Raw genomic sequence first — 25,400 nt, 5'->3', positions numbered from 1 at the left:
GCGGCGCAGTATGACATGGAAGTCATTGGCGTTGAAGTTCTTCGACATGTACTCTTTAACTTCGAACTTTAGAGTTGAAGTCTTCAGGGTGAGACTGTCCGCCTCGGACCGGTCTCGCCCTGGCGTCTGTCCTGGCTCCTTGGTTCTCCCCTTGTTCGTCCGACGACCTGACCTAGGTAGGTGAGTGTGACCACCGCGATGGGCGCCGCGTTGCGCCGGATCCAGCTCGGGAACGCGCTGAGTGCGTTCGGGAACGGCTTCACCGTTCCGTATCTGTACGTCTATGTGGCGAAGGTGCGGGATCTTGGTGCGAGCACGGCCGGTGTGGTGCTGGCGATGCTGGCGGTGGCCGCGCTCGTCGTCCTGCCGCTGACCGGTCGGGCGATCGACCGGCGCGGACCGCTGCCGGTGGCCATCGCCGGTACGGTCTCCGCTGCCGTCGGTGCGCTGGGGCTCGGGCTGTCCGCCACGGAGCCGCTGGTCATCGCGTCGGCCATCGCGCTCGGTGCCGGGATCGCGGTCATTCAGCCGGCGCTCGCCACGATGATCGTGTGGTGCTCGACGACGCTGACCAGGTCGCGGGCGTTCGCCACCCAGTTCTTCCTGAACAACCTGGGGCTGGGTGTCGGTGGGCTGGTCGGCGGGCTGCTCGTCGACGAGTCGCACGCGTCGAGCTTTGTGCGGCTGTTCGCCATCGAGGCCGTGATGTTCTTGGTGCTCGGCGCGGCGGTGGCGACCGTACGGCTGCCGCGGGCGCCGAAGGTCGAGGACGCGGTGCCGACCGAGGAGCGGGCCAAGGGTGCCTGGCGGGCGATGTTCGCCGACCGGCGGATGGTGTGGCTGTGCGTGCTGGGGTTCGTGCTGTTCTTCGCCTGCTACGGGCAGTTCGAGTCGGGGCTGGCGGCGTATGCCACCGAGGTCACCCGGATCGCGCCGTCGAGCCTGGGCATTGCGCTCGCGGCCAATACGGCGGCGATCGTGGCGGCGCAGTTCGTGGTCCTCAAACTGGTCGAGCGGCGGCGCCGCAGCCGGGTGATGGCGCTGGTCGGCATGATCTGGACGGTGGCGTGGCTCGCCGCCGGGCTGTCGGGACTGGTGCACGGCGCGCAGATGGTGGCGACGGTGCTGCTGATCTCGACGTACGCACTGTTCGGTATCGGTGAGTCGCTGCTGTCGCCGACGGTGGCTCCGCTGGTGGCCGATCTGGCGCCGGCCTCGCTGATCGGTCAGTACAACTCGGCGTTCGCCCTGGTCAAACAGCTGGCGCTGGCGATTGGTCCGGCAGTGGGAGCGCTGATGGTGGGGCACGGCATGTACGCGGCGTACATCGGGATGCTGGTGGTCTGTGCGCTGGGGATCACCGGGTTGTCGTGGTGGCTGGGGCGGATGCTGCGGCCGGACCAGGACAATCCGCACCGTGCGGTGGCGGCGGTGCCCGCGGCGCGGGTGCCGGCCGAGTCGGCCGTGGTGCCCTGCGGGACCTGAGAGAACTGCGAGAACTGCGAGAACTGACGGTTCAACGGCCCCGGCGCCGGTCCCCTCGGACCGGGGCCGGGGCCGTTTGTCGTACGGCTATCCCCGGGGCAGCGCGAATTCGCACCAGACGGCCTTGCCGCCGCCCGGGGTGCGGCGGGAGCCCCAGGACGAGGCGATGGTGGCGACGATGGAGATGCCCCGGCCGGCCTCGTCGGCGGGTTCGGCGCGGCGGCGGCGCGGGAGGTGGTCGTCGCCGTCGGTGACCTCGACGATCAGACGGCGGTCCGTACGGCGCAGACGCAGGCGCATCGGCGGGGTGCCGTGCTGGAGGGAGTTGGCGACCAGTTCGCTGGCCGCCAGGACGCCGAGGTCGTGCAGCTCGGGCGAGAAGCGCCAGGAGGCGAGGACACCGGAGGCGAAGGCGCGGGCGCGCGGGGCCGCTTCGGTGCCGCCGTGGAGTTCGAGGGCGGCGTTGTGGAACAGCTCGGCGTCATGGCCGGTGCGGGCGGGGTGCTGGAGGACGAGGATGGCGACGTCGTCGTCGTGGGTGGCCGTGATGCCCAGGGAACGCAGCAGGCGGTCGCAGACGATGTCGGGGGCGCCGGCCGCACCGGCGAAGGCGCGCTCCAGGGCCTCGACTCCGTGGTCGATGTCCTTGTCGCGGCGCTCGACGAGGCCGTCCGTGTAGAGGACGGCGCTGCTGCCGGGGCCCAGCGGGACGGACCCCGAGGTGTGCAGCCAGCCGCCGGTCCCCAGGGGCGGGCCGGTCGGCTCGGCGGCGCGGTGGACCGTGCCGTCGGGGTCGCGGACGAGGATGGGCAGATGGCCGGCCGAGGCGTAGACCAGGCGGCCCTCGTTCGGGTCGTGGACGGCGTAGACGCAGGTGGCGATCTGGCTGGCGTCGATCTCGGCGGCCAGGCCGTCCAGGAGCTGCAGGACCTCGTGGGGCGGGAGGTCGAGGCGGGCGTAGGCGCGGACCGCGGTGCGCAGCTGGCCCATGACGGCGGCGGCGCGCACCCCGCGGCCCATGACATCGCCGATGACCAGGGCCGTACGGCCGGCGCCGAGAGTGATGACGTCGTACCAGTCGCCGCCGACCGCGGCGTCCGTGCCGCCGGGCTGGTAGGTGGCGGCGACACAGAGGTCGTCGGGCTGCTCCAGTTCCTGGGGCAGGAGGGAGCGCTGGAGGGTGACCGCGGCCTCGCGCTGGCGCGCTTCGCTGGCCCGCAGCCGCTCGGCGGACTCGATCTGGTCGGTGACCTCGGCGCCGAAGACCAGGACGCCCTTGTGCGGGGCGACGCAGGCGACCTCGGGGTCGGGGGCCGGGCCGCTCGCCGCGACCTCGATCGGGGTGCAGGTGAAGGTGTAGTAGCCGTCGCGGGTACGGTCGCCGCCGGCGCCGCCGGGGACCTTGCGGGACTTGACCGTACGTGGTTTGCCGCTGCGCAGGACCTGGTCCATCAGGGGGAGCAGGCCGAGTGCGTCGAGCTCGGGGAGGGCTTCGCGGGCGGTGTGGCCGGCCGGGCGCGGGCCGAAGACGGAGGCGTAGGCGCCGTTGACGTAGGCGAGGCGGTGCTCGGGGCCGTAGACGACGGCGACCAGGGCGGGGATGGTGCCCAGGATGTCGTGGACGGACAGGGCGTCGACGGTGGGCGGCAGGGTCGCGGGGGTGCGGTCCAGGGAGGGGGCCGGATCGGTGTGCTCGGCGCGGGCCGCGGGGACGGAGCCGGTGGTGGCGGCCGTCGGGGCGGACGGGGCGCCGTCCGCCACCGCGGGCACGTCGGACGGCGCCGGGGCCGCGGTGGGCGGGACGGCCGGCGTGCCGGATGCGGGGCGGGGTGCGGCGCGGTCGGACCGCGCGGCGGCGCGCCGCTGTGTGCCGGGGAGTTTGGCGCTCCAGCGCGTGAAGATCACGGAGGGGTACCTCTTACTTCGCGTCGTCGCGCGGGATCGGGCCGTCGGCATGGCGGGATCTCCCGGCCGGGGGCCGGGGGACGGTCGGCTGGGGACACTCTCGGCGCCCTTTTGCGGAATGCAGCAAACGTCCAGAATCCTCGTGATTGTCACTCTTTGCAGATACGAGCCCACCCATGGTCACACGTCCAGTGTGGCCGACCGGACGGACATCCGTCAGACGCCCGGGTGCCGCTGTGGAGTTCCGTGCTCCGGAACAACCGGCCGTCCCAGGGCTGACGGCACCTCAACACTCGTGGGGGTACGGCGCGTCAACTGGCTTCGTTGTGCCGTCCGGTTCCCGCGGCGAGTTCGAACTCGGCGCGCGGGTTCTCCAGCGAGCCGAGCGAGACGATCTCGCGTTTGAACAGGCCGGCGAGGGTCCATTCGGCGAGCACCCGCGCCTTGCGGTTGAAGGTCGGCACCCGGCTGAGGTGGTAGGCGCGGTGCATGAACCACGCCGGGTAGCCCTTCAGCTTGCGCCCGTAGACATGCGCGACGCCCTTGTGCAGGCCGAGTGAGGCCACCGAGCCGGCGTATTTGTGCGCGTAGTCCACGATCGGACCGCCGCGCACCGCCGCCGCGACGTTCTCGGCGAGGACCTTGGACTGGCGGACGGCGTGCTGGGCGTTGGGGGCGCACAGGACGCGGGGCGCGTCGGACCCGGCGGGCGGCTCGGCCGTCAGGTCGGGGACCGCGGCCGCGTCCCCGGCGGACCAGGCGTGTTCGACACCGTCCACCTGGAGCGCGGCGGTGCACTTGAGGCGGCCGTGGCCGTTCAGCGGCAGTTTGGTTTTGGCCAGAATGGGGTGCGGTTTGACGCCCGCGGTCCACACCAGGGTCCGGGTCGGGAAGCGGGAGCCGTCGCTGAGCTGGGCGACATGCTTCTCACAGGACTCCAGCCGGGTCTCCAGCCGTACGTCGATATTGCGGGCCCGCAGCTCCCGTACGGCGTAGCCGCCCATGTCCGGGCCCACTTCGGGCAGGATCCGGTTCGTCGCCTCGACCAGGATCCACTTCATGTCCTCGGGCTTGATGTTGTGGTAGTAGCGGACGGCGTAGCGGGCCATGTCCTCCAGTTCGGCGAGTGCCTCCACGCCCGCGTAGCCGCCGCCGACGAAGACGAAGGTCAGCGCGGCGTCGCGGATCGCGGGGTCGCGGGTGGAGGAGGCGATGTCGAGCTGTCCGAGGACGTGGTTGCGCAGTCCGATGGCCTCCTCGACCGTCTTGAAGCCGATGCCGACGTCGGCCAGACCCGGGACGGGCAGGGTGCGCGAGACCGAGCCCGGGGCCAGGACCAGTTCGTCGTACGCCACCTCGATTGCGCCGTTGCCGGTCTCCTCCGCGGCCAGGGTGGTGAGGGTCGCCCTGCGGGCGTCGTGGTCGATGGCGGTGACCTCGCCGATGACGACCTTGCACTGCGGCAGCACCCGGCGCAGGGGTACGACGACATGGCGCGGGGAGATCGAGCCGGCCGCGGCCTCGGGCAGGAACGGCTGGTACGTCATGTACGGCTCGGGGTCGACCACGATGACCTCGACGGTGCCCTGCCGGAGTTCCTGCTTGAGCTTCCGTTGCAATCGCAGGGCGGTATACATCCCCACGTAGCCACCGCCGACAACGAGAATGCGCGTCACGTCCTTCGAAGACACAGTCTTCACAGAGGTTCTCCTCGCGGTGTCGACCAGGCCCGGGGCGGCACCGATCCGAAAGCCGGCCGGCCGCGTGGCCCGCTTCGGGAGCTGCACCCCCGGGAAAGCACAGCACTGTTCCATGACGCACCCCCGGAGCGCCTTTGTCCACAGCCCCGTCGAAATGTATGACCGGGCGCGACCCTGGGGACGGAACGACGCATTCCGGCTGTCCGGGGCGAGGTGCGCTGGTCAGGGGGCGGGTGGCAAAGGAAGAGCGGGGGCGTAATCGGGGCGGATCAGACGCCTTGGGCCGATCGGGGGGCGCATTGTGCGGAACGCCCCCTTCATTCTTGACCCGAGCTCAACTATGTTCGTATCTCGTTGGGGTGCACCCTCTCGTCGGTACGCCCTGACTGTCAGGGCGGGGAGTCTCCGGGGGGAGACGTCATAACCGGGGGATCACTATGCACATTCAGGGCTCTCAATGGCCGGCCACTGTCGCTGTGGCACATGCCCACGACGGCGCCGGGAGCAGTCACGAGAACAGCAGACCCCACAGCAACGGCACCGCGGTGACCAACGGTGCCGGTACGGGGACGGGCGGCCGCAGCACACCACTGCGGGTGGACGCCCAGCGCAATCTGGAGCACGTACTGCGCGCCGCACGCGAGGTGTTCGGCGAGCTGGGGTACGGCGCGCCCATGGAGGACGTGGCGCGGCGGGCCCGCGTCGGGGTCGGCACGGTCTACCGCCGGTTCCCGAGCAAGGACGTACTGGTCCGCCGGATAGCCGAGGAGGAGACCTCACGGCTGACGGACCAGGCACGTACGGCACTGGGCCAGGAGGACGACCCGTGGTCGGCGCTGTCCCGCTTTCTGCGGACGTCGGTCGCCTCGGGTGCCGGGCGGCTGCTGCCGCCGGGCATCCTGCGGGTCAGCGCCGATGCCGAGCGGTCCGCGGGGCCGACGCCGGACGGCGCGGAAGGGCCGCGGGTGCCGGACGGCCTGAGCGAGGCACGGGTGCCGCAGCAGCGCACGGCGCCCGGCGCGGACGGGGCGGCCACCGATTTCCGGCCGGCCGAGCGGCGCGACACCCAGGAGGGTGAGCCGGCCGCCTCCGAGGAGGCGACCGGAGCCGAGGCGCTGCTGGACGTCGTGGGGCGGCTCGTGGAGCGCGCCAAGACGGCCGGTGAGCTGCGCGCCGATGTGACGGTCTCGGACATCCTTTTAGTGATCGCCACGGGAGCGCCCACGTTGCCCGATCCGGGTCAGCAGCAGGCCGCGTCCGCGCGGCTGCTGGAAATTCTGCTGGAGGGGCTGCGCTCACGCCCGGCCCGGTGAGGTCCGGCGGCCGGCTCCGTCCGGGTGGACCCGAGCGCCGGGTCCACCGGGCGGGGCCGGGCCGCGGGACGGTGCCGTCCGCGGACCGGGGAGCCCCCTGTCCGCGTGCCGGGGAGCGCGTCCGGACGCCGCGCACCACAGGGCCCGTACGAGGGCCGCGCACGGTGTGGGCCGTCTGTGCAGCATGGCCCGTACGGGTGAACGCCCGTGCGGTCGTCCGCGTGTGCACCCCGGATGAGTGGATGGCCGTCAGGACCCTCAACCGCCGGGGCCCGGTGTGGCACGCTGGCGCGGTATTCCGTTGGGACAGCGGCTTCGGGAGCCTCGGCGATGGGTGTTGACGGGCGGGACGAGCGGCGCGACGGTGCGGCCGGGGCGGGCGAGCAGCAGGCGACGCGGTCCGGGCAGGTCCCCGGCCAGGAAGGGCCGTTGGGGGCGACTCCTCCGGCCGGCGGGCCGAACGGGCCGCACGATCGCGCCGATGTCCCGGCGGGCGCGGGGCCCAGTGTGCCGCCGCAGCGGGAGCCCTCCCGCGGCGCGGGCCCGGCCGCCGGCGCCGAGGGCGGTGAACTGCCGCCTTCCGACGCCCAGTTGCTCTCCGATCTGCGGGCGGGCGACGACAGTGCGTACGAGGAGATGTACCGCAGGCACGCCGCGGCGGTCCGGCGCTACGCCCGGAGCTGCTGCCGGGACGTGCACACCGCGGAGGATCTGACCGGCGAGGTCTTCGCCCGCACGCTGCAGGCGGTGCGCGGCGGGGCGGGCCCGGAAACCGCGGTGCGTGCCTATCTGCTGACGACCGTCCGCCGGGTGGCCGCGTCCTGGGCGCAGACCGCGCGGCGGGAGCAACTGGTCGAGGACTTCGCGGTGTTCGCGGTGGCCTCGGCCGATGTGTCGGGCGACGACGCCACCCTGGACCTGGGCGCGGATGTGCGCGCCATGCAGGAGGCCGAGCGGTCGATGGCCGTGCGGGCGTTCCGCAGTCTGCCGGAGCGCTATCAGACGGTGCTGTGGCACACCACGGTCGAGGACGAGTCACCGAGCGAGGTCGCCCCGCTGCTCGGGCTGACCGCGAACGCCACCGCCGTATTGGCGCACCGCGCCCGCGAGGGCCTCAAGCAGGCGTATCTGCAGGCCCATGTCAGCCAGTCGCTGACCGCCGGCGGTGACTGCGCCCGGTACGCCGACCGGCTCGGCGCCTATGCCCGCGGAGGGCTGCGGATGCGGGCCGAGCGGGGGCTGCGCAAGCACCTGGATGCCTGTCCCCGGTGCCGGCTGGCCGCGCTGGAGGTCGCGGACGTCAATCAGCGGATCGGTGCGCTGCTGCCGGTCGCGTTCCTCGGGTGGCTCGCCGCCGGGTACGCCGTCAAGACCGCGGTGGCGGGCGCGGCGGGAGTGGCGGCCGGTGCGGCCGCGGCCGCCGGGAGCGGCGGGTCCGGGGCGACGGGAGGTTCCGGTGGTGCCGCCGTGGGCAAGGGGCTGGGCGGCACGGTCAAGGCCGGGATCGGGATCGGGGCGGCGGTGGTGGCGGGCGCGGCGCTCTCGCTGGCGCTGACCGCCTCCCCGGAGCCGGCGCCGGAAGCGCGGGCCCAGTCCCCGCGGCCGGCCCCGTCCGCACCGCAGCAGCCGGCGCCCGGAGCGTCGCATCCCGCACTGCCGCCGGCGGGGGGCGCCGCCCCGAAGCCGGACCCGACAGACAAGCCTGACCCGACACACAAGCCGGACCCGGAGCACAAGCCGGGCCCCGCGCCGAAGCCCAGGCCGACGGCGGCCCCTCAGGGGCCGACGCCCGCCCCGAGGCCGCCCTCGACGCCGACGCCGCCCCACCGGCCCACACCACCCGAGCCGACACCGCCCCGGCCCACACCGCCGAGGCCCACCCCGACACCGCCGCTGCCTGCCCCGGCCTCGTACCGGGTCAATGCGCTCGCCCACGACTTCATGGGGGACGGCAGCAGGCCGGAGGTACGCACCCTGGGGAGCAGCTGGCTGTGGCAGCGGCAGGCACCGCAGATCGCCGGTACGAGGTATGCGCACGGGGTGAGCGTGCATGCGCGGTCGTCGGTGACCATCGACCTCAACCGCCGGTGCACCGCCTTTGACGCCGTGGCGGGCGTCGATGACGTCAGTCCGGGACCGGGGGCGCTGCGGTTCTCCGTCTACGCGGACGGTGTGCGGCTGTGGCGGTCGCCGGTGGTGCGCGGCGGGGAGCCGGCCGTACCCCTGCACGTCCCGCTGGCGGGCCGGAAGACGCTGCGGCTGGTGACCGATCCGGCGACGCCCTTCGGTGCGGCGGCCCTGGCGGACTGGGCGCAGTCGACGATCATCTGTCGCTGACGCGCCGACGGCCCCCGGATCGCCGGTGGCCGAGGCGCCAACGACCCCTGGAGCACCTGTCGCTGAGACGCCAAGGCCCCTGTTCTCCGACCCGCTCAGGGGTGGCCGCGCCACCACGCAACGGAAGGGTGTGGGGCTCCGGCGGTGGGCCTCCGGCCCGCTGAGCTTCACGCCCACAGACCCGGGCTCACCCCAGCCGCGCCCGGGGAACCACTCCCCCCGCGACGGCCTTCTGACGCGGCGCCCCGGCCCCCGTCCAGCACGACCCCCGCCGCGCCACCAGCCGTCGCAACCACACTTCCGTGGAGACCAGTTCGGCCAGCCCGTCCAGCGGCAGTGCCTCGCCCTCGGCCGCCGAGCGCAGTGCCTTGCGGACCACCCGCGCCTCCACCAGCCCCGCATCGGCCAGCAGCGGGGTGTCGAAGAGCCGCACCAGGTCACCGACGGCGCCGCGCAGCCCGGCGCGTACCGCCGCCGCGTGGGTGAGCTGCGAGGTGGCGCCCCATCCGGGCGGCAGATCCCGGACCCCGGCCCCGGCCAGTACGGAGCGCAGCACCGAGGCCCGTGCCCCGGGCTGTACCCGCAGGGTGTCCGGCAGGGCGCGGCAGGCGAGCACCACCTGGTTGTCGAGGAACGGGGCGTGCAGCCGCTGGTTGCGGACCTCGGCGGCCTGCTCGAAGACGCGGTGGTCGGCGGCCTGACGGGCCAGCGCGGCACGGGCGCGCCGCTCGCCGGGGCGGCCCACCGCGGGCGAGCGGTGCACCGCGTCGCTGAGCCGAACCGATACTTCAGCCAGTGCCTCTCCCGTGAGCCAGCGCGCCGCGGGCCCCGGCCGGCACCAGGCGAGCGCGGCCAGTGAGGCGTCCACGGCTCCGCCGGCCACCGGCTCGTCGGCGAACTGCCGCTCCAGGAGGCGGCGCGCCGTATCGGCGATCCCTGCCGAGTAGGGCATACGGGCGAGCCTGCGGGCCGCGCGGTAGACGGTGAAGGGCACGAGGACGGACTGCGCGGAGGCGCCGTCCGCCTTGGCCAGCGCGGTGACCGGGCGCAGCAGATGGCGTCGGCGGCGGTCCATGAGGAGGTCGGCGAGCCGGGCCGGGTGGGCGTCGAGGACCTGGCGGGCGCCGTGCCCGACGAAGTGGTCCGCGCTGCCGGCCAGCAGCCGTCTGCGGTGGCGGCTCGCGGTGGTGAGGGAGGGGCCCGGCTCGTCCGTGAGCGGGCCGCTTTCCAGGTCCGTATACGGGAGGGCTTCTTCACCGGCCGCGACGACGACATGGTGCAGCCGCGGGTTGTCGGCGATGGTGCGGGCGCGCTCCAACTCGGCGTCGTGGGAGGCCTGGCCGCCATGGGTGGCACGGTCGTTGAAGGTGACGGCCAGGAGGCGTTCGCCGTGGCCGTTGAGCCTTCCTGGCCGGCCGGGAAGACCGGCGGCCAGCAGGGCGAGGGTTCCGGAGGCGCTGCCTCCGGAGAGGTCGGCGCCGACGCCGGGAGCCGGTGCACCGCGCGCCGCGCGCCGCTCGGCGGGTCCCATACCGGGCACCGGGCCGGGGTCGAGGCCGTCGAGCCCCTCCGGGTCGGGCGCGTGCCGGATCCCGGCCAGCCGCGCACGGACGGCTTCGACCAGGGCGTCGCGGACGCCGTCCACGGCTTGTTCCGGGGCGAGTTGGGGCGCGGCGACGGCGAGCGAGGCGGTCGGCTCGAAGGAGGTGATGTCGCCGGCGCCGCCGCGCAGCACCAGGGCGTGGCCGGGCGGGATCCGGTGGACGCCTTCGTACGGTGTGCCGGCGCCGAGCGCCTCGGGGAGGTCCGGGCAGGCCAGCAGCGCGGCCAGGTGGCCGATGTCGAGACCGGCCTCGACGAGGTCGGCGAGCGGGAGGGCTGCGGTGGCGTAGGCGGTGCCGCCGGCCCACGGGGTGTGGAAGACGGGACGGGCGCCGGCCAGGTCGCCGGTGACGGTGATCCGCCGCCCTACCTGGACGACGGCGGTGTAGCTGCCGGGCCAGGCCGTGAGATGACGCAGTGCGCCCCCGCGCGCCGCGAACAGGCCCACCTTCAGCTGGTCGTCGGTGGCTCCGCAGACGCCGAAGACCGCGAGCCGGGTCTCGGGGTCGGCCTGGACGACACGGACCTCGTCCGGCCGCCAGTCGCCGACCGCCCAGAGGGGATCCGGGCCGCCCCAGAGGAGCTGGGCGCCCACGGGGAGGACCGTGTGGCGCTCGTCGCCGGCCGCCGGCCCCGTGGCGGCACTGCTCCACCCCACCAACCAGCGCATCGCCGCCTCCACCCGATTCCCCGTGAGCCGGGGCCAACGGCCGCCCCGTACAGCGGATCGCCCGGCCCCTACCGAGCTGTTGTGCGGACCATGCTGCCATGACAGGGGCGCGGGAGAGGTGCTGGAGCGGACCTGTATACGGGCAGTTCGCGGGGCGGGCGGCCATCCGGGACCGCCGGCGGGCCTACAGGGGCGTCACGCGCTCACCGTGCGACGGGCCGTGAGCGGCGGAGCGGACGCGGCGGGGCTGCCGGCGGGACGGCCGCGCGAGCCGGTCCGGCGGCACACCTCACGCCGGGCGCGTGCACTCCGCCGCATGGGCCCCGGAAGGCCCCCCGTGTGGCCCCCGAGGCAGCTGGGTGTGCGCGGCGGCGCGAAATCATCACCCGTCGATTTTCGGCCAAAGTCCGTTCCATATAGCCCAGTTGACGCCATCAGGCGTGGTGTCAACCGGCGACTCGACCGGCCGGCGTCCGGTCGGCGTCCGGTCCGTGCGACGGTCCGGGAGGCGGGCTGCGCCCCCCGGACCGGACCGTCACCCGCGGGGAAATGAGGTGACGGTATCCCCCAGCCCACTGGATCCAGTGCAGCGGGCCGACCCACGCAGAAGACATGCAAGCGCTCCCGAAAGCGGGCGGCCAGCGCGCACGGACGGGCGCACGGGCACACGTACCCGGAGCACATGCCAATTCCCGCACCCCTGTTTGAACATGAATCTCGCCATCCGGGACACCGACTCTTAACGGTCGGGATCCGGCGAACTACTCTGGGTGGACGCATGCCCCGGGGTACCGGGGCGGCCGTCGCTGTGTCGAGGGGTGCGCATGTCCAGGGATATACGCGGGCCGAACGAAAAGCTCGGCACCGTTCTCGCCCTCGCGGGTATCAGCAATGCCGGACTGGCGCGCCGGGTCAACGACCTCGGTGCGCAGCGCGGACTGACGCTTCGTTATGACAAGACGTCGGTGGCGCGGTGGGTCTCCAAGGGCATGGTGCCCCAAGGCGCCGCGCCCCATCTGATCGCGTCCGCGATCGGCAGCAAGCTCGGCCGTCCGGTCCCGCTGCACGAGATCGGGCTGGCCGACGCGGACCCGGCACCCGAGGTCGGCCTGGCATTTCCCCGCGATGTGGGCGCCGCGGTGCGTTCCGCGACCGAGCTGTACCGTCTCGATCTGGCCGGACGGCGGGCCGGCGGGGGCGGCATCTGGCAGAGCCTGGCCGGATCCTTCGCCGTCAGCGCGTACGCCACCCCCGCCTCGCGCTGGCTGATATCCCCGGCCGACAGTTCGGTGGCACGGGAGGCGGCCGAGGCGCGGGACAAGGACGCCGCGGCGGCCGGCGACGCCGGGATCCCGCAGCACGTCGGCCACAGCGATGTCAGCAAACTCCGAGAGGCGGCCGAGGACGCGCGCCGCTGGGACTCCAAGTACGGCGGCGGGGACTGGCGTTCGTCGATGGTGCCCGAGTGCCTCCGGGTGGACGCGGCGCCGCTGCTTCTCGCCTCGTACAGCGACGAAGTGGGCCGTGCGTTGTTCGGGGCGACCTCCGAACTCACCCGGCTCGCGGGGTGGATGGCCTTCGACACGGGCCAGCAGGAGGCCGCGCAGCGGTACTACATCCAGGCGCTACGGCTCGCCCGCGCGGCCGCCGACGTCCCGTTGGGCGGCTATGTCCTGGCCTCGATGTCCCTCCAGGCGACCTACCGCGGCTTCGCCGACGAGGGGGTCGACCTCGCCCAGGCCGCCCTGGAACGCAACCGCGGACTGGCCACCGCCCGGACCATGAGCTTCTTCCGCCTGGTCGAGGCGCGGGCGCAGGCCAAGGCCGGCGAGGCGCGCGCCTGTGAGGTGGCGCTGAAGGCCTCCGAGGGCTGGCTGGAGCGCTCGCGCGGCGGCGACCCCGACCCCTCGTGGCTGGACTTCTACTCGTACGAACGCTTCGCGGCCGACGCCGCCGAGTGCTACCGCGATCTGCGGCTGCCCCGCCAGGTCCGCCGTTTCACCGAGCAGGCGCTGTCCCGGCCCACCGAGGAATTCGTCCGCTCGCACGGTCTGCGCCTGGTCGTGTCCGCGGTCGCCGAACTGGAGTCCGGCAATCTGGACGCGGCCTGCGCGGCGGGTACCCGCGCGGTCGAGGTGGCCGGGCGGATCTCCTCCGCCCGCACCACCGAGTACGTCCGTGATCTGCTGCACCGCCTGGAGCCGTACGGCGACGAGCCCCGGGTGGTCGAGCTGCGGGAGCGGGCCAGACCGCTGCTGGCGGCGCCCGCTTAGCGGCGGGCCGGCGCCCTCCCGGCCGCGCGAGCCGCGTACGGCCCGGCCGGGAGCAGGTGTCCCGGAGCCGTCCGATCGGCATTGTCAGTGCCGGCCGTCATGATGGGATACGTCGTCGGCGATGATGCGCAGGTCCGTGGCGACGGGCCGGCCTGCGGTCATGCGGTTGGGGAGGTGCAGTGGCGGCGTACGACTGCGAGGTGCTGGTGATCGGTGCCGGCATCGTCGGACTCTCTACGGCGTATGCGATCACGCGTGCCGCGCCCGGCACGCGTGTCGTGGTGCTGGAGAAGGAGCCCGGTCCGGCCCGCCATCAGACCGGACGCAACAGCGGCGTGATCCACAGCGGCATCTATTACCCGCCCGGTTCGCTCAAGGCCCGCTACGCCCTCCAGGGCTCCGCGGAGATGGTGAAGTTCTGCACCGAACACGCCATCCCCCATGAGGTCACCGGCAAGCTGATCGTCGCCACCGACCGCAGCGAGCTGCCGCGGCTGCACGGGCTCATCCAGCGCGGCCGCGAGCACGGCCTGCCGGTGCGCGAGCTGGGCCCCGCCCAGATAGCCGAGTACGAACCCGAGGTGCGCGGCCTGGCCGCCATCCATGTCGGCACGACCGGCGTCTGCGATTTCGGCGCGGTCGCCCGCCGTTTCGCCCGCCTCGCCGAGGACGCCGGTGCCCGGATCCGGTACGGCTCCGAGGTGACGGCCATCGGCCGCCGCCCCGGCCGGGTGGCGGTCCGTACGGCCGACGGCACCGTCCACCGCGCCCGCGCCCTGGTCAACTGCGCCGGACTGCACTGCGACCGGATCGCCCGGCTGGCCGGCGACGCCCCGGGCATGCGGATCGTCCCGTTCCGCGGTGAGTACTTCACCCTCGCCCCGGACCGCGCCTCCCTGGTCCACGGGCTGGTCTACCCGGTCCCCGACCCGGCCTTCCCCTTCCTCGGCGTGCATCTGACCCGCGGCATCGACGGCGCCGTGCACATCGGCCCGAACGCCGTCCCCGCCCTGGCCCGCGAGGGCTACGACTGGCGCACCCTGCACCCCGCCGAGCTGGCCGGCACCCTCGCGTACCCCGGCTCCTGGCGGATAGCCCGCCGCCACTGGCGCTACGGCGCCGGTGAGCTGCACCGGTCGCTGTCCCGGCGCGCCTTCACCGACGCGGTCCGCCGCCTGCTCCCGGCCGCCCGCGAGGAGGACCTGGTCCCCTCCCCGGCCGGCGTCCGCGCCCAGGCCGTCCTCCCCGACGGCACCCTCGTCGACGACTTCCTCTTCGCCGAATCCCCCGGCATGGTCCACGTCCTCAACGCCCCGTCACCGGCCGCCACGGCCTCGCTGCCCATCGGGCGGGAGGTGGCGCGGAGGGTGCTGGGGGTGATGGGAGCGGGGCGCGCATAACGCGACCGGCTCCCGGCCTTCCGCTCGTCCCGGAAGGCTGGGAGAGCGGAGGGGCCGGGAGCCGGAAGAGCCGGTGCGCCGGGGCCGTCAGCTGACCGGTGCCTTGAAGGCCTGCACGCTCGTCTTGTCGTGACTGAGCCCCGCGCCCTGGATGAAGAGCGTGTTGGTGTGTCCGTCCCAGGCCAGCGACATGAGGTCCGGGGAGCCCAGGGCGTGCTTCGGGTCGTAGAGCGTGCCCAGCACCTTCTCCTTGCCGTCCCGCACACCGGTCGACACCAGCACCGGATCCCGGCCGACGGCACCGGTGTCAGGCGCGTTCGTCACCGCGATCAGCCCTTCGGTGTCCAGCGCGGCGGGCGCCGAGGACCACTTCTTCCACAGCAGCTCCCCGGTCTTCAGGTCCATGGCCGCCATGCCGCCGGAACCGTAGCCGGACACCAGCACCTGCTCGTCCTCGTCGACGAAGGTGTCGCGGGGCTTGAGGCTCAGGTCCTTCAGTTCGCCTTCGAGCTTGAACGTCTTGTCCGGCTTCCCTTCCTTGGTGTAGGTGGAAAGGGTGCCTTCGGCGTCGATCACGTTGGCCTCGGCGCTCATGCGGATCGTCAGGGGTCGGTCGGACAGAATCTGCCCGACGGCCCGGCCGTCGCCCGAAACCGTCGAATGGATGCCGCTGTACTCCAGGTCCTGGAGGGCCAGCTGCTTCTTCGGCTTCGCGTCGGGGCAGTCACTGCCCACGGCCCGGTACTGCGGGCTCAGCCCCACCGTGGTGGTGCACTCGTGGCCGCGAGCGGTCAGCTCCCAGACCTTCGCGCCACCGGTGATGGTGAAACCGGCGTACGTGTCCCCCATCGCGACGGCAACGACCTTCGAGTTCACCACCATTTGCGGGCTGTCCTCGGTGCTCTCGCCCTTGAGGTTCTTCGACCAGAGCGTGCGCCCGGTGTCCGTGTCCACGACGGAGAGGAAGGAGCAGTCGTCGCCGCCCGCATCGAAGACCACGGCGCCGACGCCGTCGTCGCTCGCTTCCTTGGACATGGCGCAGACCTCGCCCGCGCCCTTGGGCGTCTTGACCGTCCACTGCTTCTTACCGGTCTTGCGGTTGTAGGCGCGCACACCGCCGCCGTCACCGAAGACGACGTCGTCATTGTTGAACCACATCGAGCGCAGGTTGTTCTCGTCCTGCCCCTCGCGCTCGGACGCGGGCGACGGCGCCTCCCACAGCCGCGACATGGCGTTCGCGGGCCGGTCCGCGGCCGGGTCGGCGGAGTCGTCCTCCGCGAGGAGGAAGTACCCCCCGACACCGGCCCCGATCAGCACGACCATCGCGATCGTCAGGATGAGCGGCACGGGCACCCCGCTGCGCCCCGGACCGGGGGGCTGCCCCGGGCCGCCGGGGAACGGTGCCGCCGTGGGCCCGCCGGGGAACGGCGGCTGTCCGGGGAACGGCCCAGGCCCCTGGCCCTGCTGCGGGTACGGCGGAGGCGGCTGCTGGCCTCCCGGCGGCGGAGGGGCGTAGCCCTGCTGAGGCGGCGGGCCCTGGGGCCCGCCCACGGGCGGCGGAAACTGCGCCGCACCCGGCCCGGGCTGTCCCTGCGGCTGATGCCCGGGCGCTCCCGTGTACGGGCCGGGCTGCCGGCCCTGGGACGGGACGGGCGGCGGAGCGGTCTGGCCGGGGGCGGGGTGGCCCGGAGCCGGCGGGCCGGCGGGCGGCATCCCCGCGCCCCCCTGGCCGGGCGGCTGCGGCCCCTGCGGATTCCCGGTGTATCCCTGGCCGCCCTGCGACACGGTGAACCAACCCCCTGGTTTGTTTTGCTCACGTCAACCCCGCATCGTATGCATGCCGCTACACACCGCGCCAACCTCCCTCCCCGCAAAGGGTTCCGCCCCGCCCGCCCCGGGCCGGCGCCTCGAAGGCTCCGGCTGAACCCGGGCCCTCCTCCCCCGGACCTGCGCCCCCGTAGAATCGACACACTGTGTCCGAGAACCCCACCACTCACGCCCCCGCCGCTGCGGAATCAGACGCTCCGGAATCCGCCGCCGCGGCCTCCGCCCGTCAGGAAACCGTGGCTCAGGAAACCGTCGCTCAGGAAGCCCCCGAGCTCGGGGCCACCGCCGTCTCGGCCGCCACCCCCCGGCGCGGCGAGCCCATGTTCCCCGACGGGACGGGCCCCGCCGCCGACCCCGCGGGTTCGCATCACGAGCGGCGGATCCGTTCCTTCCAGCCCCGCCGCAGCCGGGTCTCGCCCAGCCAGGCCGATGCGCTGCGCCGCCGGTGGCCGACATGGGGACTGGACATCGACGGGCTCTCCCGTATCGATCTGGACGCCTTCTTCGACGGGCGGCCGGTCGTCCTGGAGATCGGCTTCGGCATGGGTGAGGCCACGGCACAGATGGCCGCCGCCGACCCGGACACCGGCATCCTCGCCTGCGATGTCCACACCCCCGGACAGGGCAATCTGCTCGGTCTCGCGGAGCGGAACGGTCTGTCCAACATCCGGGTGGCCAACGGCGACGCGATCATCCTGCTGCGCGAGATGCTGGCTCCCGCCTCCCTCGCCGGCCTGCGCATCTACTTCCCCGACCCCTGGCCGAAGAAGCGCCACCACAAGCGCCGCCTCGTCCAGCCGGAGTTCATCGCCCTGGCGACCACCCGGCTCGCGCCCGGTGCCCTCGTCCACTGTGCGACCGACTGGGAGCCGTATGCCGAGCAGATGCTCGAGGTGCTCTCCGCCGAGCCGACACTGGAGAACCTCCACCCCGGCTATGCGCCGCGTCCGGACTTCCGCCCCCTCACCAAGTTCGAGGGCCAGGGCCTGGACAAGGGGCATGTCGTCCACGACCTCCTCTTCCGCCGCCGCGACACGTAGGGCGAACGCGCCTCGCTAGGGTCGATGGGTGTACCCGTCCCAGCCGCCCTCGCACCCGCCCCACGCGCCCGCCCCTCCCCCGTACACACCGCACACGTACGAGCCCTCGGCCGCGTCTGGCCGCCGCCGGACGGCGCCCTGGCGCAGCAAGACCCTCCGCGCGGTCGCGCTGGTGTCGATGCTGGCGCTCTCCGGCGTGATCATCATCGGCATGGTCCGCCAGGAGACCGGCACCGAGGGCTTCCTGGTCGGCCTCGGACTGGCCGTCTTCCCGGTACCGTTGCTGGTGGCGGCGTTCTGCTGGCTCGACCGCGTCGAACCCGAGCCCTGGCGCAACCTCGCGTTCGCCTTCACCTGGGGCGCCTGCGCCGCCACCCTGGTCGCGCTCCTCGCCAACGGCTTCGCGACCGACTGGCTGGCCGCCAACATCGCCTCCACCTCGCCCTCCGAGGCCGAGGCCTGGGGCGCCACGGTGATCGCGCCGGTCGTCGAGGAGGTGGTCAAGGCCGCCGCCGTGCTCCTTCTCTACCGCTTCCGGCGGCGGGAGTTCGACGGCATCACGGACGGCATCGTCCTCGCCGGCATCACGGCCACCGGCTTTGCCTTCACCGAGAACGTCCTCTACCTGGGCAACGCCTTCGGCGAGGACCAGTCCCTGGGCCACTCCGGACTGGACTCACTCACCGCCGGCACCTTCTTCCTCCGCATCATCGTCTCCCCCTTCGCCCACCCGCTCTTCACCATCCTCACCGGCCTCGCGTTCGGCATCGCCGCCACCCGCTACCCCCGCCGCCGCGCCGCCCGCATCGCCCTCGCCCTCCTCGGCCTGCTCACCGCCGTCCTCCTGCACGCCATCTGGAACGGCGCGTCCACCCTGGGCGACCTCGGCTTCCTCATCGTCTACGGCCTCTTCATGGTCCCCGTCCTCATCGCCCTGACCTGGCTGGCCATCTGGGCCCGCACCCAGGAACTGCTCTCCCTGCGCGGCTACCTCGCCCCCTACATCACCGCCGGCTGGCTCGCCCCCACCGAACCCACCGCCCTCTCCTCCCTCAAAACCCGCGCCCTGGCCCGCGACCTGACCCGCCGCACCCAGGGCCCGGCCGCCGCCCGCGCCGTCACCGAATACACCGCCGTGGCCACCGCCCTCTCCTTCCACCGCCGCCGCGCCCACCTCATGGGCCCACCCCCCGACTTCGCCATCCGGGAGCAGCATCTGCTGGAGCATCTGCGGGAGTATCAGGGTTGGGGGCGGGCGGCGTTGGTGGATGCGTGGATGGCCAGGGAGCAGCCATACGGCTCCGAAGACTCGCGTAACCGCACCAATTAACGCCTGCCCTGGGCCGCGCAACAGCGGCCGCCGGCCACACGCCCTTAGTCGCCGACGGGCCCTATCTCCGTCGACAGCGGGGTACGGAGCACCTTTACTGGGCAACTAGCCCTGGTCTATGGCTAGTCCATCCGTACGTGAGAACGAGGGAAGCGCCAACTTGTCCGAGACCCAGCAGGAACGTGCCGCTCGCTTCTTGGAGGCGCTTGCCTCCCTGCCTCTACATCGGCCATCAGGTGAACCATCGAGGGACCAGCCCATCGCACTCCTGTGGGCGATCAGTCGTGCGGTCGAACGCGCAGATCGCCTCACCTCATGGGAAAAGGCAAAGACCGACCTGCGGGCCATGTTTACGGAATACGGAGAAGCAGATTCAACCCCGGCACCCGAAAAAGCTTTCCAAGAGTTGGGCCAGCTTCCTTTCTGGGACTTTCTAGACGCAGCGGACGAGGGGAAATCGCCGCAAGGTGGACTAGAGTCCGCCCTCTACGAACACCTCGTCACAGATAAGGACCTGTGCAGGAATGCAGTAAAGCTACTCCACGATAAGTACTTCCCGGACCACCGGCACGAACTGCTACTTCTGGAAGCAGGACTCGCTGACGCAACATTTGACGGCTTCGGGCACCCTCCACATGTGCGCATCGGAGATGGGTTCAAGAGGCGGCGAACACTGGCTCGGGCCAAAGTTCACCGTCAAACAATGGCCGGAATTTGCGGAACAGCGGCCACCGGCGCCGAATCTATCGTCGTTTCGGGAGGCTACAGAGACGATGAGGACTATGGCGACGAAATGATCTACACCGGGCAAGGCGGCCGTGAAGAAACAACGAAGAAGCATTACAAGGATCAAGAGCTGACCCTGGGGAATGCAGCCTTGGTCACTAGCTTCGCCACCGGGAGGCCTGTACGAGTGATCCGTGGATCGGGCGGCGATCGACAGCACTCACCCGCGACTGGACTCCGCTACGACGGCCTGTACCGAGTTGAGGAGTACTGGTCACAACGCGGCGAGTCCAATTTCCTCGTATGGCGCTATCGCCTCCGCTCAATCGAACGCTTCGACAAACAGGCCGCCATCAACATTGCCCGCTCAACCCCTTCCGGTAATGCCGCACCAGGACGTAAAGAAACTTCCACTCAGCGCATCATCCGCAGCACAAAAGTGGCCGACTATGTAAAGAAAATACACGACTTCACATGTCAAGTATGCGGACTACGCATCGAAACTCCTACGGGCGCATACGCCGAAGCCGCGCATATTAAACCACTCGGGCAGCCACATAACGGGCCCGATGAGATCGACAATGTGCTATGCCTGTGCCCAAATCACCATACGGCCTTCGACTTCGGAATGCTCATCATCAACGATGATCGGACCGTGACGCAGCGAGGTTCGACACCTCACACCTATCGACTCCGCGAGATCTCTGGCCACACCATAAAGACGCAATACCTCGCGTATCACCGAAATCACCACGACCAATAAACGGCGTGGCAGATTAGGGCCTTCCGCAGCACCCCCTCTCTGGCGTGCTTTTGCGCGAGAGAGGGGATGCTGCCCATTCATTAGCCCCTAGCCCACGACGCCACGCTCCCCTTCGAAGCGCATTTGCGCATAGTCGAGAACCGTATCGGGATCCCACCCCTGCGTCTGAAGCCCTCGAAGGACTTCAGCGATGAGGCCAACAGCTGCCTCCTCCTGAGCAACTAGATGCAGCGACCTTCCTTCAGTCGCCGAACCAGGCATCGCCCGACTGGAGAACGAGAGCGGTAGCACTCCCCTCGACGACCGCGGGCCGGCGGCGCCACCGGCCTGAGCGGTGCAGGATGCGCCGATCTCACACCAGGTGGTTTTGCCGTGCGCGGCAGCGGTCACTCCCCAGCGGTCCGCCACCGCAGCAACCAAGCCAAGCCCGCGCCCCGTTTCCGACGTGGACGTGACACCAAGGGGCCTGGGGAGCCGCTGGCTCTCCTCATCCCGAACCGAAATGCGCAGATGCGCGTCACTCACCACAACCGACAGCACGGCGGCGGCACCTTCGCCCACATGGTTGATCACGTTCGTGGCGAGCTCGCTCACGCAGAGCCGTGCTGCGTCGCCGATCGCCGAAAGGCCCCAGAGGTCGAGGTAGCTGCTCGTCAGGCGACGTAACTCAGCCACCCCTGCTGGCCTCGCCATGAAGGGATAAACCCACTCCGCACTCGACATGCAGTGGTTGGCATTCATCTGACCCAACTCCCTTGCTTGCCCGCGACCCGGCGGCATCACGCTTGGCCACCGCGTGATGACTCTCAGTTCCCCGAGTGCGATAGTGGCAGCACGCATCCCTTCGTGCAATGTGCACGGCGGGATTCGCTCCATCGAGTGATTGGCCCGTACCTGACCCTCCAGCCAGAATGAACACCCGCCAAACCAAGGAGAGTTGCCATGGCCGGTTCGCCCACCGCTCGTCGCCGTCGCCTGGCGATCGAGCTGAAGAAGCTTCGTGAGGACCACGGACTCACCTGCAACCAGGTGGGCGAGTCACTGGACTGGAGCGGCTCCAAGGTGAACCGCATGGAGACCGGCCAAGGGCGCGTCCAGCCGTCAGACGTTGATGCGTTGTGTCGCTTCTACAACACCAGCGACGAGCTACGGGAACTCCTCAAGGGCCTTGCCAAACACTCCAAGATGCGAGGTTGGTGGCACGCGTACGGCAGTGCCGTGCCCACGTGGTTCTCCGTGTACGTCGGCCTTGAACAGGCGGCCTGTAGCCTGCGCACGTACGAGGCTGAGTTCGTGCCTGGGCTGTTGCAAACCGCGGACTACGCCAGGGAGCTCCACCGAGCTACGGCCCAGCCAAGACCAGAGGACGTCGAGCAGATGATTGCCGTACGCATGGAGCGACAGTCACTCCTCACCGGTCCCCATGCACCAGACTTGTGGGCGATCCTGCACGAGAGTGTGCTGCGGCATGCCATCGGGAACAGCGATGTGATGCAAGCGCAGTTCGAACTCTTGCTGAAGGCAGCGCAGTTGAAGAACGTCACGGTCCAGGTGCTGCCGTTCAACGCAGGTAGCTACCCTGCAACGGGGGCGTACACGATGCTGGGGTTCCCTGAGCAAGAGGACCCGGACATCGTGTATCGCGATGGCCTGACAGATGCTGTCTATCTGGAGCAACCCAGCGACATCGCTCAGTATGCAAAGGCATTCGACAACTTGCGGGCACTGTCCTTGAGTCCGCAACAGTCCAGTGCCCTCATCACCGACGCGATGCAAGGACTCACCTGATGACTCACACAGCACCTCTCGTCTGGCATAAGAGCAGCTACAGCAACGGTTCCGGCGGCAACTGCATAGCGGCAGCGGCACCCGATAGGTCCACCATCCTGGTCCGAGACACGAAAGTTCCCGGGGGCCAGATACTCAACTTCACCTGCGCGGCATGGCAGGACTTCGTCACCTGCGTGCAGCGCCCGGACTGGAGCGTCCGCGCCTAAGGCAGCACATCGTGCGGGATCCGCGAAAGCCGCGCGTAGGGTCGTCAGAGTTATCCCCTGATGTGGAGGTTTCTGTGATGACCGGCGTACCGACAAGCGTGATTGCAGCAACCGGCCTGCTGGGCGGCTACGCCGTAGCCCGCTGGACCAAGAAGCGGCCGCTCGGTGGGGTGGTGCTCGCTGCGGCCGGGGCCGTGGCGGCCAAGGGGTGGCAGCAGAAGGCGGGGAATGCCACGGCGGCGGCGCTGGGTGGGGCGTACGTGGCCGCGTTTGCCGGGTCGCATCCGTTGGCGAAGAAGATCGGGGCCTGGCCTTCGGTGTGTGCGGTGGCGGGTGGGGTTGCGCTCGCGTCCTGGGTGGCGGTGGACCGCCGGAAGTAGAGCGGGAGCAGAGAGAAGGGGCGGGGCCTTGGCCCCGCCCCTTCCGCCCGTCTGGCGTGTTTCAGGCCGAAGCCTCAGTCAGCAGCGTGAGTTCCGCGTCCGTCAGGGTCAGTTCGGATACCGCCAGCAGCGCCGGGAGCTGGGCCGTCGTACGGGCGCTGGCGATGGGGGCCGCGACGGTGGGCTGGGCGGCGAGCCAGGCGAGGGCGATGGTGGCGGGTTCGGCCTGGTGGGTGCCGGCGATGGTGTCGAGGGCCTGGAGGACGCGGCGGCCGCGGTCGGTGTCCACGTACTTGAGGGCTCCCCCGGAGCGGGCGCTGTCGACCTGGGTGCCCGGGCGGTACTTGCCGGTGAGGAAGCCGGAGGCGAGGGCGTAGTACGGCATCGCGGCCAGGCCGTGACGGGCGGCCACGTCGGCGAGTTCGCCCTCGTAGGTGTCGCGGGAGACCAGGTTGTAGTGGGGCTGGAGGGCGACATAGCGGGCCAGGCCCTCGCGGGTGGAGCAGGCCAGGGACTCCTCCAGGCGCTGCGCCGAGATGTTGGAGGCGGCGATCTCGCGGACCTTGCCGGCCCGGACGAGGTCGTCGAGGGCGCTGAGGAACTCCGGGACCTCGACCGACTCGTCGTCGTAGTGGGTGTAGTAGAGGTCGATGTAGTCGGTGCGCAGACGGGTGAGGGATGCGTCGACCGCGGACTTGATGGTGGCGGGGGCGAGGCCCTTGAGGTCCGGGTGGGCGCCGACCTTGGTGGCGATGACGACTTCGGAGCGATTGCGGCGGGAGGCCAGCCAGTTGCCGATGACGGTCTCGGATTCGCCGCCCTTGTTACCGGGGACCCAGGCCGAGTAGACGTCGGCGGTGTCGATGAAATTGCCGCCGCCCGCCACATAGGCGTCGAGCACGGCGAAGGACTCGGCTTCGTCGGCCGTCCAGCCGAAGACGTTGCCGCCCAGGGACAGCGGGGAGACGGAGAGCGAGCCGAGGGGCTTGTGTGTCGCGGTCATATCCGGTGGCAGCGTCGGGGGAAGAGGAGTTATTCCTTCCTCTTCCCCCTCCCGCAGCAACTCCCGGCGGATGCCCACAGGTTGAGCTCTTTGCGCGCGTGCCGAGGGCACCGGTCATGCGCGCAAGGCCGCCGGTCGAGCGCAGAGGCCGTCATTCATGCACCGAAGCCGTCGGTCAACCGTTGATGCCGCCAATCACACGCTGATGCAGCCAGTCACACGCTGAGGCAGCCAGTCACACGCTGAGGCAGTCGCTCACACATTGATGCCGTGGTCGCGGAGCCACGGCATGGGGTCGACCGGGTCGCCGGCGTCGGGGCGTACCTCCAGGTGGAGGTGGGGGCCGGTGACATTGCCGGTGGCGCCGACGCGGCCGATGACATCGCCAGTGTTGACCTTGCCGGAGGTCTTCACCATCGAGGAGAGGTGGCAGAACCAGACTTCGGTGCCGTCGTCGAGGGTGAGGACGATGCGGTAGCCGTACGAACCGGCCCAGCCGGCCTGGGTGATGGTGCCGGAGTGCAGCGCCTTGACGGGAGTGCCGGTCGGCGCGGCGAAGTCCTGTCCGGTGTGGTCCGCGGCCCAGCGGTCGCCGGCCTGGCCGAAACTGGCGGTGAGCGTGTAGGAGGACACGGGGGCGATGAAGCTCTTCGCCAGTTTGGCGAGGCGTTCGGCCTCCGCCTTCTGACGGGCCGCTTCCTCGGCCTTGCGCTTGGCCTCCATCTCGGCCGCCTTCTTGGCTGCTGCGGCCTTTTCGGCCGACTTCTGGTGGGCGGCGGCTTCCGTTGCGACCTGCTGGACGGCGGCCTGTTCGGCGGTGTCGCGTGCCTCCTGCTCGGCGGCGCCCTGCTGCGCGTCAGCCTGCTGGAGGATGCGGCTGCGCAGCGCCTCACCGGCGCCCGTGCCGCCGCCCGTGTCCGCGCTCGCCTGCGTGGCCCGGGTGAGCGGCCCGGAGGCGGCAGGAGCCGCGTCGTCGGCGACAGCGGATGCGGAGTCCTCGTCGGATATCAGCTCGCCGATGCCGGGAAGCGACTTGGCGTCCGGCAGGTTTTCGGAGAGGTCGTCGGCCATCCCGCCGATGTCGGGCATCGAGATCGGCACCGGCGGACGGTCCTCGGCCGAGGCCATTCCGCCCGCGCCGACCGCCGCGATGACACCGACACCCAGGACGGTGCCGCTGCGGGCGAGTCCGCCGCCGCGCTGCTTGGCCACCCGGTGTTTGCCGCGGACGGAACGGGTGGATTCCTCGGTGGGATTCCACTCCTCCCACGGTCCGTCGCCGTCATCGGCACCGGGGCCGGGGAAGGCACCTCGGTCATCGAGCTCGTAGGCGGACGGAGACTCGGGGGCAGGCCTGTTGGACGCCACGGAGGCGCACTCCTTTCCTTCCTTCTCGCCTACCGGGTTAGCTGACGGGTTCGGAGCAGGAAGGTCTCCTACGGGCGCCCGCTGGCGGAGGGCGTCCGATTCACCCCAAGGAAGTGGTTCCCCGGTTCCCTTGGTGCAGTTCGAAGTGCTTGGGGGTGCGTGAAAAGCGCGTGCGGGATTCGGCGTCGGCGCGCGGTGCCGCCTCTTGCGACGGCTGGGACGACCGCGCTGCGTTATCGGACAGTAATAGAGATGGCGACCGAATTCCAAGCGTTCCCACG

At 71.2% G+C, this 25,400-nt stretch carries 18 protein-coding genes and 1 riboswitch; of the genes, 11 read left to right on the top strand and 7 right to left on the bottom strand.

Annotated features, from left to right (window positions below; genetic code table 11):
• The first annotated feature begins 186 nt into the window (after nucleotides 1-186).
• Complete coding sequence (locus SLV14N_RS21910; protein WP_208688023.1) at nucleotides 187-1,485, top strand: MFS transporter; 1,299 nt, start codon at nucleotides 187-189, stop codon at nucleotides 1,483-1,485.
• A gap of 87 nt (nucleotides 1,486-1,572) precedes the next feature.
• On the opposite strand, the gene SLV14N_RS21905 is transcribed toward SLV14N_RS21910, so the two are convergent.
• Together SLV14N_RS21905 and SLV14N_RS21900 are read right to left on the bottom strand one after the other, a co-directional pair.
• Nucleotides 1,573-3,390: a SpoIIE family protein phosphatase gene (locus SLV14N_RS21905; RefSeq protein WP_208682942.1), complete on the bottom strand. Its 1,818-nt coding sequence runs from the start codon at nucleotides 3,388-3,390 to the stop codon at nucleotides 1,573-1,575.
• Nucleotides 3,391-3,701: 311 nt separating this feature from the next.
• Nucleotides 3,702-5,081, bottom strand: coding sequence for an NAD(P)/FAD-dependent oxidoreductase (locus SLV14N_RS21900; protein ID WP_263273238.1), 1,380 nt, complete (start codon nucleotides 5,079-5,081; stop codon nucleotides 3,702-3,704).
• Between the two features lie 446 nt (nucleotides 5,082-5,527).
• Between SLV14N_RS21900 and SLV14N_RS21895 the strand changes: the two genes are divergently transcribed.
• Both SLV14N_RS21895 and SLV14N_RS21890 read left to right on the top strand, forming a co-directional pair.
• Entirely contained in the window at nucleotides 5,528-6,403 is an 876-nt protein-coding gene (locus SLV14N_RS21895) for a TetR/AcrR family transcriptional regulator (RefSeq protein ID WP_208682940.1), read from the top strand.
• A gap of 330 nt (nucleotides 6,404-6,733) precedes the next feature.
• Entirely contained in the window at nucleotides 6,734-8,740 is a 2,007-nt protein-coding gene (locus tag SLV14N_RS21890) for a sigma-70 family RNA polymerase sigma factor (protein WP_263270728.1), read from the top strand.
• A 187-nt stretch (nucleotides 8,741-8,927) separates the two neighbouring features.
• Here the strand turns inward: SLV14N_RS21890 and SLV14N_RS21885 are convergent, their stop codons facing one another.
• Entirely contained in the window at nucleotides 8,928-11,012 is a 2,085-nt protein-coding gene (locus SLV14N_RS21885) for an asparagine synthase-related protein (protein ID WP_263270727.1), read from the bottom strand.
• A gap of 824 nt (nucleotides 11,013-11,836) precedes the next feature.
• Here SLV14N_RS21885 and SLV14N_RS21880 point away from each other — a divergent pair.
• Together SLV14N_RS21880 and lhgO are read left to right on the top strand one after the other, a co-directional pair.
• The gene (locus SLV14N_RS21880; protein ID WP_018092687.1) at nucleotides 11,837-13,285 is read left to right on the top strand and encodes a hypothetical protein; all 1,449 of its coding nucleotides are present in this window, start codon (nucleotides 11,837-11,839) and stop codon (nucleotides 13,283-13,285) included.
• 179 nt (nucleotides 13,286-13,464) lie between these two features.
• Nucleotides 13,465-14,685, top strand: a complete 1,221-nt coding sequence (gene lhgO / locus SLV14N_RS21875) for an L-2-hydroxyglutarate oxidase (RefSeq protein WP_263270724.1) — start codon at nucleotides 13,465-13,467, stop codon at nucleotides 14,683-14,685.
• A gap of 87 nt (nucleotides 14,686-14,772) precedes the next feature.
• Here the strand turns inward: lhgO and SLV14N_RS21870 are convergent, their stop codons facing one another.
• On the bottom strand, nucleotides 14,773-16,032 hold the full coding sequence (locus SLV14N_RS21870) for a PQQ-like beta-propeller repeat protein (RefSeq protein WP_263270722.1): 1,260 nt from the start codon (nucleotides 16,030-16,032) through the stop codon (nucleotides 14,773-14,775).
• Nucleotides 16,033-16,748: 716 nt separating this feature from the next.
• Here SLV14N_RS21870 and trmB point away from each other — a divergent pair.
• The 3 genes from trmB (at nucleotide 16,749) to SLV14N_RS21855 (ending at nucleotide 20,371) form a co-directional block, all read left to right on the top strand.
• Nucleotides 16,749-17,552: a tRNA (guanosine(46)-N7)-methyltransferase TrmB gene (gene trmB / locus SLV14N_RS21865; RefSeq protein ID WP_259670454.1), complete on the top strand. Its 804-nt coding sequence runs from the start codon at nucleotides 16,749-16,751 to the stop codon at nucleotides 17,550-17,552.
• A 28-nt stretch (nucleotides 17,553-17,580) separates the two neighbouring features.
• Nucleotides 17,581-18,882 (top strand): PrsW family intramembrane metalloprotease, encoded by a 1,302-nt coding sequence (locus SLV14N_RS21860; protein ID WP_263270720.1) that lies wholly within the window; start codon nucleotides 17,581-17,583, stop codon nucleotides 18,880-18,882.
• 160 nt (nucleotides 18,883-19,042) lie between these two features.
• Entirely contained in the window at nucleotides 19,043-20,371 is a 1,329-nt protein-coding gene (locus SLV14N_RS21855; RefSeq protein WP_263270719.1) for a YDG/SRA domain-containing protein, read from the top strand.
• Nucleotides 20,372-20,458: 87 nt separating this feature from the next.
• Here SLV14N_RS21855 and SLV14N_RS21850 read toward each other — a convergent pair whose 3' ends face one another.
• Nucleotides 20,459-21,112 carry an ATP-binding protein gene (locus SLV14N_RS21850; protein WP_263270717.1) on the bottom strand — a complete coding sequence of 218 codons (654 nt, stop codon included), beginning with the start codon at nucleotides 21,110-21,112 and terminating at the stop codon, nucleotides 20,459-20,461.
• Nucleotides 21,113-21,313: 201 nt separating this feature from the next.
• On the opposite strand from SLV14N_RS21850, the gene SLV14N_RS21845 reads away from it, so the two are divergent.
• The 3 genes from SLV14N_RS21845 (at nucleotide 21,314) to SLV14N_RS21835 (ending at nucleotide 22,748) form a co-directional block, all read left to right on the top strand.
• Nucleotides 21,314-22,159 (top strand): helix-turn-helix transcriptional regulator, encoded by an 846-nt coding sequence (locus SLV14N_RS21845; protein ID WP_263270715.1) that lies wholly within the window; start codon nucleotides 21,314-21,316, stop codon nucleotides 22,157-22,159.
• The gene (locus SLV14N_RS21840) at nucleotides 22,159-22,368 is read left to right on the top strand and encodes a DUF397 domain-containing protein (protein WP_263270714.1); all 210 of its coding nucleotides are present in this window, start codon (nucleotides 22,159-22,161) and stop codon (nucleotides 22,366-22,368) included. Before SLV14N_RS21845 ends, SLV14N_RS21840 begins: the two co-directional genes overlap by 1 nt.
• 77 nt (nucleotides 22,369-22,445) lie before the next feature.
• Nucleotides 22,446-22,748: a hypothetical protein gene (locus tag SLV14N_RS21835; protein WP_208682920.1), complete on the top strand. Its 303-nt coding sequence runs from the start codon at nucleotides 22,446-22,448 to the stop codon at nucleotides 22,746-22,748.
• A 61-nt stretch (nucleotides 22,749-22,809) separates the two neighbouring features.
• Here SLV14N_RS21835 and SLV14N_RS21830 read toward each other — a convergent pair whose 3' ends face one another.
• Together SLV14N_RS21830 and SLV14N_RS21825 are read right to left on the bottom strand one after the other, a co-directional pair.
• On the bottom strand, nucleotides 22,810-23,751 hold the full coding sequence (locus SLV14N_RS21830; RefSeq protein WP_263270712.1) for an aldo/keto reductase: 942 nt from the start codon (nucleotides 23,749-23,751) through the stop codon (nucleotides 22,810-22,812).
• Nucleotides 23,752-24,006: 255 nt separating this feature from the next.
• Complete coding sequence (locus tag SLV14N_RS21825) at nucleotides 24,007-25,119, bottom strand: M23 family metallopeptidase (protein WP_263270711.1); 1,113 nt, start codon at nucleotides 25,117-25,119, stop codon at nucleotides 24,007-24,009.
• Between the two features lie 11 nt (nucleotides 25,120-25,130).
• Nucleotides 25,131-25,285, bottom strand: a riboswitch (cyclic di-AMP (ydaO/yuaA leader).
• Between the last annotated feature and the right edge of the window lie 115 nt (nucleotides 25,286-25,400).

The organism is Streptomyces sp. Je 1-4 4N24, assembly GCF_026239515.1.
GTDB classification, from domain to species: Bacteria; Actinomycetota; Actinomycetes; order Streptomycetales; family Streptomycetaceae; genus Streptomyces; species Streptomyces nigrescens.
Note: the sequence above shows the minus strand (reverse complement) of the source record. Positions and strands in the feature narration are given on the sequence as shown.